Raw genomic sequence first — 13,920 nt, 5'->3', positions numbered from 1 at the left:
AACCCGGGTGGCACTCGTGAAAACACTAGGATCCGCGCGCCACGGGGCATGAGACCGGGCCGGCTCACGAACGGCGCGGGGGCGTGGCCGGTGGGACGCCTGGCCTGATGAGGCGCCGAAGGCGGCTCCTTCCGCGTCACCGGGGCGCGGTCACGCCCGCACCGTCTTTTTCGCGCGGCCTGACCTGCGGCGCAACACAACTAGTGAAACGCGCAGCGTGTGATCGGCATAGTTCGTGCTGGCCGTGAGGCCACGAGCCGGATGCGGCGATCCGAGCGCCCGCCCCTGCTGGGCGGCGAATCGGGTTTCCGCATGTCGGCATGACGACGTGTATGGGGAGCGGCGCGTGAATCGATCCGAGTCCATGCCTGGCCATGACTCCGGCACGGATGACGATCGCGTCGCGATCGTCGGAGTGTCCTGCCGGCTGCCCTCCGCGCCAGGTCCCGCGGAGTTCTGGCGGCTGCTGCGCGACGGTGTGAGCGCCGTGTCCACGGTGCCCACCGGCCGCTGGAGCACGGAGACGGAGCTCGGTCCCGGTGTCCACGGCGCGTTCCTGGAAGGGATCGACCGGTTCGACGCCGGGTTCTTCGGGATCTCCCCCCGCGAGGCCCGCGCGATGGATCCCCAGCAGCGGCTGACGCTGGAGCTCGGCTGGGAGGCCCTGGAGAACGCGCGTACCGCGCCCGACTCCCTCCGCGGCACCGACGTCGGCGTGTTCATCGGCGTGATGGCCGACGACTACGCGCTGCTGAGCCGCCGGAGCGGCGCGGCGGGAATCGGCCATCACTCGCTCACGGGCGTCAACCGCAGCATCCTGGCCAACCGGGTGTCGCACTTCCTGGCCCTGACCGGCCCGAGCATGGCCGTGGACACGGGACAGTCGTCATCGCTGGTGGCCGTGCACCTCGCCTGCGAGAGCATCCGCAGCGGCGAGTCCAGCATGGCCCTCGCGGGCGGGGTCCAGCTCAACCTCGCCGCGGAGGGCGCCCTGGCGGCCGCAGAACTCGGCGCGCTGTCCCCGGACGGCAGGTGCTTCACCTTCGACGCGCGGGCGAACGGTTACGTCCGCGGCGAGGGTGGTGCCATCGTTCTCCTCAAGCCGCTGTCGCGCGCCCTCGCGGACGGCGACCACGTGCACTGCGTCATCGCGGGCAGCGCGGTCAACAACGACGGTTCCGGCGAGGCGCTCACCACCCCGAGCTCCCGGGCGCAGGAGCGGGTGCTGCGGTCGGCCTACCGGCGCGCCGGCGTGGACCCGGCGAGCGTCGGCTACGTCGAGTTGCACGGCACCGGCACCAGGGTGGGCGATCCCGTCGAGGCCAGCGCGCTCGGCGCGGTGCACGGCGCGGACCGCTCGGACGCGCCGCTGTGGGTGGGATCGGCCAAGACCAACGTCGGCCACCTGGAGGGCGCCGCCGGCATCGTCGGGCTGCTCAAGACCGTGCTGGCCATCGAGCACCGGCTGCTGCCGCCGAGCCTGAACTTCGAGCGGCCGAACCCCGAGATCCGCTTCGACGAATGGAACCTGCGGGTGGTGGCGTCTCCGACGCCGTGGCCCGCGAGCCACGATGACGGAGACGGCGATGGGCGGATCGTCGCGGGCGTCTCGTCGTTCGGCCTCGGCGGCACCAACTGCCACGTCGTGCTGACCTCCGCCCCAGAGCGCACCCGCCCGGCCTCCGTACCCGAGGGCATCGAGGAGCGGCCCGAGCCGGAGACGTCGTCACCGGTGTCCTGGTCGCTGTCCGGCCACACCGAGAGCGCGTTGCGGGCACAGGCGGCCCGGCTCGCCCAGCACGTCAGGGAACGGGAGGACCTCTCCACCGGAGACGTGGCCTTCTCGCTGGCGACCACGCGGGCCGGCCTGCGCCATCGAGCGGTCGTCATCGGGGACGGGCGCGAGCAACTGCTCCACGGGCTGGAAGCGCTGGCGGCGGGGCGCTCCGCGCCGGGGCTGGTGCGCGGCAGGACCGACGTCGATCCCGGTTCCGGCGAAGTGCTCTCCAGCCGGGTGGAGCGCCTGGACCAGATGCGGCTGGTCTTCGGGCTCGGTCAGCACACCACGCCGCTGGACAGCGTGTGGCAACGCCCCGGCCAGCAGGTCTTCGTCTTTCCCGGTCAGGGATCGCAGTGGGCCGGGATGGGGGTGGAGCTGCTCGACTCGTCGACGGTGTTCGCCGCCGCCATGGCGGAATGCGAGGCGGCGCTGGCGCCGTTCGTCGACTGGTCGCTGACGAGCGTCGTGCGGGAGGAACCCGGTAGCCCGCCCAGGGAACGCGCCGACGTGATCCAGCCGGTGCTTTGGGCGATCATGGTCTCCCTGGCGGCGCTGTGGCGGTCGTACGGCGTGGAACCGGCCGCGGTGGTGGGCCACTCGCAGGGGGAGGTCGCCGCCGCGTGTGTCGCGGGCGCGCTGTCGCTGGAGGACGGCGCCCGGCTCGTGACCGCCAGGTCGAAGCTGATCACCGAGATCCTCTCCGGCAGGAGCGGCATGGTCTCGGTGGGACTCCCTCGGGAGGTCGTGGAGGAGCGGCTGGCCCGCTGGGCGGGCCGCCTGTCCGTCGGCGTCGTGAACGGCCCGTCCTCCGTGGTGGTGTCCGGGGACAACGAGGCGCTGGCCGAGATGAGGGCCGAGTGGGCGGACACGGTGCAGATGGGCCGGGTCAACGTCGACTACGCCTCGCATTCCTCCGTCGTCGAGCAGATCGAGGAGCGCCTGGCACCGCTGCTGGCGTCGATCCGGCCGCGCAGCTCGGCGATCTCCTTCTACTCGACGGTGACTGGCGCCTCGCTGGACACGGCGGAGCTCGACGGTGACTACTGGTACCGCAACCTGCGCCGGCCGGTCGACTTCCAGGGCGCGGTCGAGCGGCTGCTGGCCGACGGGTTCGGTCTCTTCATCGAGGTGAGCCCGAACCCGGTACTGGTCGGCAGCATCCAGGAGAACGCGCGGACCGCCGGCCGTCCGGCGGTGGCCGTCTGCACCCTCCAGAGGAACAACGCCGGGCTCTCCCGGGTGACGACCTCGCTCGCCGAGCTCCACGTGAACGGGGTGGAGATCGGCTGGGAGAGGTTCCTGCCCGCGGGGTCCCGGGTCGAGCTGCCGACGTACGCGTTCCAGCGTGACCGCCACTGGCTGGAGGAACCCGGCCCGGAACGACAGCGGCAGGAGGCGAGGCCGCGGACGGAGCCGGTCACGGCGGCCGACGAAGGACCGGACGCCGGCCGGCGGCCCGGCTCCGGCGACCCGCTGGACCTGGTCCGCGACGCGTGCGCGGCGGTCCTCGGCACCTACGACCCCGATGGGATCGATCTCGGCCTGCCCTTCAAGGAACTCGGCTTCGACTCCGCGATGCTCGTCGAGCTCACCGCCCGGCTCGGTTCGGCCGACGGGCCGGCGCTGACCGCCACCGCTCTCTTCGATCACCCCACGCCGGCCAGACTCGCCGCCTTCCTGGGGTCCACAGCCGCCACCGGTTCCGGCCCCCTGCCGCCGGAGCCGGTGGCCTCTCCTCCGACGGCCGACGAGCCCATCGCGATCATCGGGATGGCCTGCCGCTACCCGGGCGGGATCGACTCGCCGGAAAGCCTGTGGCGGCTGGTCGACGCCGGTGTGGACGCCGTGTCGGCGCTGCCCGCCGACCGCGGCTGGCGGATGGGGGACCTCGCCGCGGACCACCCCGGCGGCTTCCTCCACGACGCGGGGGACTTCGACGCCGCGTTCTTCGGGATCTCGCCGCGTGAGGCGCTGGCGATGGACCCGCAGCAGCGGCTGGCGCTGGAGGTTACCTGGGAGGCGGTGGAGCGGGCCGGAATCCCGCCGTCGTCGCTGGACGGCACCCGGACCGGCGTGTATCTCGGCGCGATGGCGCAGGACTACGGGGTCCGGATGCACGAGGCGTCCGGCGACGCCGAAGGCTACACGCTGACGGGCACCTCGCCCAGCGTCCTGTCCGGCCGGGTGGCGTACACCCTGGGGCTGGAAGGCCCCGCGATCACGGTGGACACCGCGTGCTCGTCGTCGCTGGTCGGCCTGCACCTGGCCGCGCAGGGGCTGCGGTCGGGGGAGTGCTCGCTGGCACTGGCGGGCGGGGTCACCGTCATGTCGACGCCGGGCATCTTCCTGGAGTTCGCCAAGCAGGGCGGCCTCTCCCCGGACGGGCGGTGCAAGGCGTTCGCCGACGCCGCCGACGGCACGGGATGGGCCGAGGGCGTCGGCGTGCTGGTGCTGGAACGCCTGTCGGACGCCCGCCGCAACGGCCACCGGGTGCTCGCCGTGCTCCGCGGGTCGGCCGTCAACTCCGACGGCGCCTCCAACGGCCTGACCGCTCCCAGCGGCGTCTCCCAGCAGCGGGTGATCCGGCAGGCACTGGCCGGCGCCGGGCTCTCCCCCTCGGACGTGGACGTGGTGGAGGCGCACGGTACGGGCACCAGGCTGGGCGACCCGATCGAGCTCGGGGCCCTGCTGGCGACGTACGGTCAGGACCGGGACCGGCCGCTGCTGCTCGGGTCGATCAAGTCGAACATCGGTCACACCCAGGCGGCCGCGGGGGTCGCGGGCGTGATCAAGATGGTGATGGCCATGCGGCAGGGGATCGTGCCGCGAACCCTGCACGTCAACGCCCCCACGTCGCACGTGGACTGGTCGGCCGGCGCGGCCGATCTGGTGACCGAGCGCGCCGGGTGGCCGGAGACCGGGCGGCCCCGCCGGGCCGGGGTGTCGTCGTTCGGGATCAGCGGCACCAACGCGCACGTGATCGTCGAGCAGCCGTCCGGACAGGACGAGCCCTCCGGGTCCGGTACGACGCCCGGTACGACACCGGGGACGTCCACCGTGGTGCCCTGGGTGGTCTCCGGCAGGACCGAGGCCGCGCTCGACGCCCAGATCGATCGGCTGACGTCCTCCGTGGCCGAGAGCGGAGTGGGGCCGGCCGACATCGGCTACTCGCTGGTGACGGCCCGCTCGGAATTCGCCCACCGGGCGGTGCTGCTGGCAGGAGGCGACGGCGTGGCCGAGGTGGCGCGCGGCGTCGCCGGCGCCCCCGGCCCGCTGGCGGTGCTGTTCGCGGGGCAGGGCGCGCAGCGGATCGGGATGGGCCGCGATCTCGCCACCCGGTTCCCGGTCTTCGCCCGCGCGCTGGACGACGTGTTCGCGCGACTGGCCGACAGGCTGGAGAGGTCCCCGATTGAGGTGATGTTCGGCGCGGACGCCGCGCCACTGGACCGCACCGAGTACGCCCAGCCGGCGCTCTTCGCGATCGAGGTGGCACTCTTCCGCCTGGTCGAGTCCTGGGGCGTGACACCGGACTTCCTGGTGGGGCACTCGATCGGCGAGATCGCCGCCGCCCACGTGGCCGGTGTGCTGTCGCTGGACGACGTCTGCACGCTGGTCGCCGCCCGGGGCCGGTTGATGCAGCGCCTGCCCGAGGGCGGGGCGATGGTGTCCGTCCAGGCCGGCGAGGCGCAGGTCGAGCCGGTGCTGGAGGACGGGGTCGTCATCGGCGCGGTGAACGGTCCGTCGTCCGTCGTGATCGCCGGAGCCGAGGACGCCGTCCTGCGAGTCGCCGCGCGCTTCGACAGGACCGTCCGCCTGCGGGTGAGCCACGCGTTCCACTCGCCGCTGATGGAGCCCATGCTGGCGGAGTTCCGGGAGATCGTCGAAGGGCTGACCTTCCACCGTCCGGGAACGCCGATCATCTCCACCGTGACCGGCGGGCCGGTCGACGCCGCCTACCTGTGCTCGCCGGAGTACTGGGTGGACCACGTCGCGCGTCCGGTGCGCTTCGCCGACGCGATCCGCGCCGCCGGGGCGGCGGGGGCGGAGACGTTCCTGGAGCTCGGTCCGGACGGCGGGCTGTCGGCACTCGTCCACCAGAACCTGTCGGGACCGGTCGCCTTCCCCATCCTGCGCAAGGACCGCGGAGAGGAGGCCGCGGCACTGGCGGCGGCCGCCCGGCTGTACGTGCACGGGACGCCGGTGCGGTGGCCGGAGCTGTTCTCCGGTACGGCGGCTCACCGGGTGGACCTGCCGACCTACGCGTTCCAGCGGGAGCGGTACTGGTCCGAACCCGCCGCGGCCGTGGGCGACGTCGCCTCCGCCGGACTGGACCGGCCGCGACACCCGCTGCTCGGCGCGGCCGTTGAACTGCCCGACACCGGTGGATTCCTGTTCACCGGCCTGGTCTCGACGGCCGCGCACCCGTGGCTGGCCGACCACGTGGTGGCCGGACAGGTGCTGTTCCCCGGCACGGCCTTCGTCGAGCTGGCCGTACGGGCGGCCGCCGAGGTCGGTTGCGGCCTGGTGGAGGAACTCACGCTCACCGCGCCGCTCGTACTGCCCGAGCGGGGCGAGGTGCGACTGCAGGTGGCGCTCAGCGCCGCCGAAGACGGCGGCGGCCGGACGATCGGCGTGTACTCCCGGCCGGCGGACGAGCCGGACGCGCCCTGGGTTCGGCACGCCACCGGGCTGCTCACCCCTGGTGTGCCGCGTGTCCCCGACCCCGGCATGGACGAGTGGCCCCGCGCGGACGCCGTCCCGGTGGACCTCGGCGGTTTCTACGAGCGGCGGGCGGAGGCGGGCTTCTCCTACGGCCCCGCGTTCCAGGGGGTGCGCGCCGCCTGGCGTACCGGCCGGGAGGTGTTCGCCGAGGTCGCCCTGCCCGACGGCCTGGCGGCCGACGCGGTCTCGTACGGACTGCACCCGGCCCTGCTCGACGCCGCGCTGCACGTGGCGTCCCTCGCCGGGCTCGACGAGACGGGCGGCGGGCTGCTGCCGTTCTCCTGGACCGGGGTGGCCCTGCACGCGTCCGGCGCCTCGACGCTCCGGGTCCGGATGAGCGGGGCCGGGACGGACACGATCACGCTGGTCGTGGCCGATGCCGAGGGCGGCGTGGTCGCCTCGGTGCGCTCCCTCGCGCTCCGGCCGAACGATCCGCGGCGCGCGGTGCGCACCGGCGGCGGACCGCTGCTGCGACTGGACTGGCCGCTCGCGCCGGAATCCGGGAGCGAGGAGCGCCCGGCCAGGCGCTGGTCGGTGCTCGGCTCCGACGAATGGGGGCTCGTCGCCGCCCTGCGCGCGGCCGGGCAGGCGGTGGACCTCGCGGGTGAACCGGACCCGGCCGCGGACGTGACACTCGTCGAGGTCCCGTCCCCGGCAGGGGACGACGTGCCGGCCGCCGTGCGGTCGGTGACCTCGGCGGTCGTGGACCGGCTGCGGGAGAACCGGCGCGACGAGCACGCCGACACTCCTGTGATCTTCGTGACCCGTGGAGCGGTGGCCACCGATGCCGAGACCGCGCCAGACCCCGTCGCGGCGGCGGTCTGGGGCCTGGTCCGCTCGGCGCAGATGGAGGATCCGGGGCGGTTCGTCCTGCTGGACCTCGACGCCGAGCGGGTGACCGGCGAGACGCTGGTCGCGGCGGTCGATTCCGCGGAGCCGCAGATCGCGGTACGCGACGGCCTGCTCCGGGTGCCCCGGCTCATCGGGGTCGACGGTGACGTCACCTCGCCGACCCCGGAGACCTTCCGGGACACCGACGGCACCGTGCTCGTCACCGGAGGTCTGAGCGGACTGGGCGCGCTCGTCGCCCGCCACCTGGTGACCGAGCACGGCGTACGTCACCTGACGCTGGCCGGCCGGCGCGGCCCGGACACCGAGGGCGCCGCGGAACTGGTGGCGGAGCTGACCGCCGAGGGGGCCGAGGTCACGGCCGTCGCCTGTGACGTGTCCGACCGCGACGCCCTGGCCGGGCTGATCGCCGGAATCCCACCGGAGCACCCGCTCACCGGGGTGGTGCACGCCGCCGGCGTGCTCGACGACGGACTGGTCGGGGCACTGACGCCCGAGCGGATCGACACCGTGCTGCGGCCGAAGGCGGACGGTGCCTGGCACCTGCACGAGCTCACCCGCGACCTCGATCTGGCCGCGTTCGTGGTGTTCTCCTCGGTGTTCGGGACGCTCGGCAACGGCGGGCAGGCGAGCTACACCGCGGCCAACGCGTTCCTCGACGCCCTCGTACGGCAGCGTGCCACTCAGGGGCTGGCGGGCCTGTCGATCGGCTGGGGGCCGTGGCCGCAGGACACCGGGATGACCGCCGCCCTCACCGAGACGGACCTGCGGCGCATGGCCCGGGTCGGGCTGCGCCCCCTGACCGGTGAGCAGGGACTCGCCTGGTTCGACGCCGCGATGGCAAGCCCCGAGCCGGTGGTGGTGGCGGCGCGGCTGGACCGGGCCGCACTCCGGGCGCGGAGCCACGTCCCGGCCGTCTTCCGCGCCCTGGTGCCCGCCCCCATGCGGCGGGCGGCTGTCGCGTCCGCCACCTCCGACGCACTCGGTGCCCTGTCGGGAGAGGCACTCGCCGAGGCCGTGTCCACGCTGGTGCTCGGGCAGGTGGCCGCCGTGCTGGGACATGCCTCGGCGGACGCGATCTCGCCGGACCTGACCTTCCAGGACCTCGGCCTCGACTCCCTCACCTCCGTGGAACTGCGCAACCGGCTGATCGAGGCGACCGGTATCCGGCTGCCCGCCACGCTGGTGTTCGACCGGCCCACCCCGGCGGCGGTGACCGGCTTCATCCGAGAGCGACTCGACGACGTCGACGCGGCCTCCGCGCCGCCCGCACCCGTCACGGCCCCGGTCACCGGGGACCCGATCGTCATCGTCGGCATGGCCTGCCGGTATCCGGGCGGCGTCACCTCTCCGGAACAGCTCTGGGAGCTGGTCACCGAGGGCAGGGACGCCATCTCGGACTTCCCGGCCGACCGAGGCTGGGAGCTTCCGGACGCGTCCTTCGCCCGCGTGGGCGGATTCCTGCACGACGCCGCCGAGTTCGACGCGCGGTTCTTCGGGATCTCGCCGCGAGAGGCGCTGGCGACCGACGTCCAGCAGCGGCTGCTGCTGGAGACCTCCTGGGAGGCCGTCGAACGGGCCGGCATCGACCCGCTCACCCTGAAGGGAAGTCCGACGGGTGTTTTCGCCGGGCTGATGTACCACGACTACCCGTCAACGGGCGACGGGGCACCGGACGAGCTGCGGGGGATCGTGGTCAACGGGACCACGGGCAGCGTGACCTCCGGGCGGGTGTCGTACACGCTGGGCCTGGAGGGCCCGGCGGTGACGGTGGACACCGCGTGCTCGTCGTCGCTGGTGGCGCTGCACATGGCGGCGCAGGCGCTGCGCTCGGGCGAGTGCTCCCTGGCGCTGGCCGGTGGCGTGACCGTGATGTCCACCCCGAACACCTTCATCGACTTCTCCCGCCAGGGCGGTCTGAGCTCTGACGGGCGGTGCAGGGCGTTCTCCGATTCCGCTGACGGTGTCGGCTGGTCGGAGGGCGTCGGAGTGCTGGTGCTGGAACGCCTCTCCGACGCGCGGCGCAACGGTCATCGAGTTCTCGCGGTCGTGCGCGGCTCGGCTGTCAACCAGGACGGGGCGTCGAATGGTCTGACGGCGCCCAACGGCCCTGCACAGCAGCGGGTGATCCGGCAGGCCCTGGCCGGCGCGGGATTGTCCTTCGCCGATGTCGACGTGGTGGAGGCGCACGGGACCGGGACGACGCTGGGCGACCCGATCGAGGCGCAGGCGTTGCTGGCCACCTACGGCCAGGACCGGCTGGAGGATCGGCCCGTGCTGCTGGGCTCGATCAAGTCGAACATCGGTCACACCCAGGCCGCGGCGGGTGTGGCGGGTGTGATCAAGATGGTCATGGCGATGCGCGAGGGTGTGGTGCCGCGCACGCTGCACGTGGACGAGCCGTCCTCGCACGTGGACTGGAGCGAGGGCGCGGTCGAGCTGGTGACCGAGGCACGGTCGTGGCCGGAGTCCGGACGCCCGCGCCGGGCCGCTGTGTCGTCGTTCGGGATCAGCGGTACCAACGCGCACGTGCTGCTGGAGCAGGTGGAGCAGGAGGTGCCCACGGATGGCGGCGAGAGCGGGGCAGGAGCCGTTCCATGGGTGGTGTCCGCACGTTCCGAGGAGGCGTTGCGGGCACAGGCGGCCCGGTTGCTGTCGCATGTGGAGAGTCTCCCCGGGGTGGGATCGGCCGAGCTGGGGGTGTCGCTGGCGACGGCCCGGTCGGTGTTCGAGCACCGGGCGGCGGTTGTGGGGGTTGAGCGTGCCGAGTTGATGCGAGGTCTGGCCGCGCTGGCGGAGGGGGTCCCGGCCGCAGGTGTGGTGACCGGTCCGACCCGGGGTGCGGCCAGGCCGGCGGTGTTGTTCACCGGTCAGGGCAGCCAGCGGGCCGGGATGGGCCGGGAGCTGTACGCGCGGTTCCCGGTGTTCGCGGCGGCGTTGGACGAGGTGGTCGCGGAGCTGGATCCGTTGCTGGGCGGGTCGTTGCGGGAGGTGCTGTTCGCCGAGCCGGGTACGGCGGAGGCGGAGTTGCTGGATCGGACCGGGTGGGCGCAGCCCGCGTTGTTCGCGGTGGAGACGGCGTTGTTCCGGTTGGTGTCCTCGTGGGGTGTCAGGCCAGATGTGCTGGCCGGGCACTCGATCGGGGAGATCACCGCGGCGCATGTGGCGGGGGTGCTGTCGTTGGCCGACGCGTGTGCGCTGGTGGCGGCGCGGGCGCGGTTGATGCAGGCGCTGCCGTCCGGTGGGGCCATGGTGTCGGTGCGGGCCGCAGAGGAGGACGTCGAGCCGTTGCTGGCCGGGCGTGAGGACGAGGTGTCGGTCGCGGCGGTGAACGGTCCGTCCTCGGTGGTGCTTTCCGGGGTGGAGGAGGCGGTTCTTGAGGTGGCCGCCGCGCTAAAGGAGCGGGGGGTGCGGACGAAGCGGTTGCGGGTGTCGCACGCGTTCCACTCGCCGTTGATGGAGCCGATGCTGGAGGACTTCCGGGCGGTGGCCCGGACGCTGTCCTACGGTGCGCCGCGGATCCCGGTGGTGTCCACGCTGACCGGTGAGGCGGCCACGGCCGAGCGGTTGTGCTCGCCGGACTACTGGGTGGACCAGGTGCGCGGCGCGGTCCGGTTCGCCGGCGCCGTCCGGACGCTGCACGCCCAGGGGGTGCGGGCCTATCTGGAGCTCGGCCCCGAGGGGGTGCTGACCGCGATGGCGGCCGACACCCTCGCCGCCGACCCGGGTCAGCCCGTCGCGGACGCGGTGCTGGTGCCGGTACTGCGCGGGGACCAGGACGAGCAGACGGCGATCATGACGGCGCTGGCCAGGCTGCACGTCCACGGGGTGCCGATCGACTGGCGGGCGGTCTTCCCTGGCGCCCGCCAGGTGGAACTGCCCACGTACGCCTTCCAGAAGGAACGATTCTGGCCGAGCGGCAGGCGCGGCGGGGACGCGCGAGGCCTGGGGCTTGAGACGGCGCTCCACCCGCTGCTGGGAGCGGTGATGGTGTCGCCGGAGTCGGACGGGGTGATCCTGACCGGACGGCTGTCGGCGTCGACCCATCCGTGGATCTGCGACCACGAGGTGCTGGGACGGGTACTGCTGCCCGGGACGGGATTCGTGGAGCTGGTGGTCCGCGCGGGCGACGAGGTCGGCTGCGCGGTGCTGGAGGAGCTGGCACTGCAGGCGCCGCTGGTACTGCCCGAGACCGGCGGGGTGCGGATCCAGGTGGTGGTCGACGGCCCCGGTGAGACCGGCAGGCGCGCGGTCCGGGTGTATTCCCGGGCGGACGAGCGAGATGGCGGCGACTGGACGCTGCACGCCCAGGGAGTGCTGGCGGAGCGGATGGTGGAGCCGGAGTTCGATCTGACGCAGTGGCCGCCGGCGGGAGCGGCCGAGGTGGACATGACAGGGGCCTACGAACGGCTGGCCGGGATCGGTTATGGCTACGGACCGGCGTTTCAGGCGTTGCGCGCGGCGTGGCGCCGAGGGGAGGAGCTGTTCGCCGAGGTCGTACTGGGTGAGCGGGCGGCCACGGAGGCCGGGCGGTTCGGGATGCACCCGGCCCTGCTGGACGCGGCGATGCACGTGTCACTGATCGACCCGTCGGGCGTGGCGAGCGGCGGCCGGGCGGTGTTGCCGTTCGTGTGGCGGCAGGTGGTGCTGCACGCGGCGGGTGCCTCGACGCTGCGGGTACGGGTGCGGCATTCGGGCGAGCACACGTTGACCTTGGACGTGGCCGACGAGAACGGCCGTCCGGTGCTGTCGGCGGGGTCGATGGTGGGGCGTCCGGTGTCGGCGGAGCAACTGGGTGCGGCAGGGGAGCAGTCCCTGTTCCTGGTGGAGTGGAACCCGATCGAGACGCCCGTGGCCGGTACGGCACGGGTGACGGAGTGGTCCGCGCTCGCCGCCGACCGGTCACCTGACACGGCTGTCGATGCCGCCGATTCGGTCGTGGTGGTGGACTGCACGACACCGCCGGCCGGAGAGACGCCGGATGTGGTGCGCTCGGTGGCCGGCGGCGTGCTTGAGGCGCTGCAGGCGTGGCTGGAGCGGGAGGGCCCGGAGGCGGCACCTCTGGTCGTGGTGACCAGGGGCGCGGTGTCGGTGGAGGCGGGTGCGGACGTGGATGTGGCGGTCGCGCCGGTATGGGGGTTGGTGCGGGCGGCGCAGGCCGAGCATCCCGGCCGGTTCGTGCTGCTGGATCTGGAGGAGGGCCAGGAACGGGACGCGGCGGTCCGGGCGGCGGTGGCCTCCGGCGAACCGGAGACGGCGCTGCGCTCAGGGACGTTCCTGGCGCCCCGGCTGGTCAGAACGGCCCAGCCGGAGCGGTCCGTTCTGGACTCTGTCGAGCAGCCCGAGGGCTCCGTCGGGCCGGCGGCGGGGACGGTGCTGGTGACGGGCGGTACGAGCGGGTTGGGGGCGTTGCTGGCTCGCCGTCTGGTGACCGACCACGATGTGCGTTCCCTGCTGCTGGTGAGCCGGCGGGGACTGTCGGCCGAGGGGGCCGGGACGCTGGTGGAGGAGCTGACGGCGCTGGGGGCGGAGGTTCGCGTGACGGCGTGCGATGTCGGGGATCGGGACGCGCTGGCACAGGTCGTGGGGTCGATTCCGGATTCGGCCCCGCTGGTGGGCGTGGTGCACGCGGCGGGAGCGTCGGACAACGGTGTGGTGGAGGCGTTGTCGCGGAGCCGGCTGGACACGGTACTGCGACCGAAGGCGGATGCGGCCTGGCACCTGCACGAGCTGACCAGGGAGCTGCCGCTGGCGATGTTCGTGCTGGTGTCCTCGGCCGGTGGGCTGGTCCTGGCGGCGGGACAGGGCAACTACGCGGCGGCCAACGTGTTCCTGAACGCGCTGGCGGCCTATCGGCGGTCGCGGGGGCTGGTGGCGACGTCGCTGGCGTACGGGCTGTGGGATGTGGCCACCGGAATGAGCTCCGAGCTGTCCGACGCCGACCGGGACCGGCTGGCCCGGCTTGGGTTGCCGGCCCTGTCCGCCGCCGAGGGGCTGCGGCTGTTCGACGTGAGCGTACGGACGGATGCGGCGATGACGGTGCCGCTGCGGGTGGACGTGGAGGTGTTGCGGGGCCGCGGCGGCGAGGTGCCGGCGTTGCTGCGAGGGTTGGTACCGGCGAGGCGGCCGGTCCGGGCGGCCGCCGGCGGCGGCGGAGAAGGCGGGCTGCGGCGGCGGCTGACCGGCCTGGACGTGGGCGAGCGCGAGCGGGCGCTGGAAGAGCTGGTACGGCGGCAGGTGGCGGTGGTGCTGGGTCACGCGTCGGGAGACGCGGTGGAGCCCGATCGGGCCTTCAGCAAGATGGGACTGGATTCGCTGGCCGCGGTGGAGTTGCGCAACCAGCTGGCCGCGGCGACGGGGTTGTCGTTGCCCGCGACACTGGTCTTCGACTACCCGACCTCGTACAGCGTGGCGGAATTCCTTTACGGGGAGCTGTTCGGCTCGGTGGACTCCGAGCAGGTCGCGGATCTGCCCGTGGTGCGGTCGGTGGCCGACGATCCGGTCGTGATCGTGGGGATGGCGTGCCGTTATCCGGGTGGGGTGGCCTCTCCGGAGGATCTGTGGCGGCT

At 73.4% G+C, this 13,920-nt stretch carries 1 protein-coding gene; it reads left to right on the top strand.

The window, feature by feature from the left end; translation table 11 throughout:
- Window positions 1-346: 346 nt before the first annotated feature.
- Window positions 347-13,920 (top strand): SDR family NAD(P)-dependent oxidoreductase (locus AB0J58_RS36935; RefSeq protein WP_364224607.1); only part of this gene is annotated, 13,574 nt, incomplete at its 3' end.

This window comes from Streptosporangium sp. NPDC049644, from assembly GCF_040675205.1.
Lineage (GTDB): Bacteria > Actinomycetota > Actinomycetes > Streptosporangiales > Streptosporangiaceae > Streptosporangium > Streptosporangium fukuiense.
This window is presented reverse-complemented; position numbering and strand designations above follow the sequence as displayed.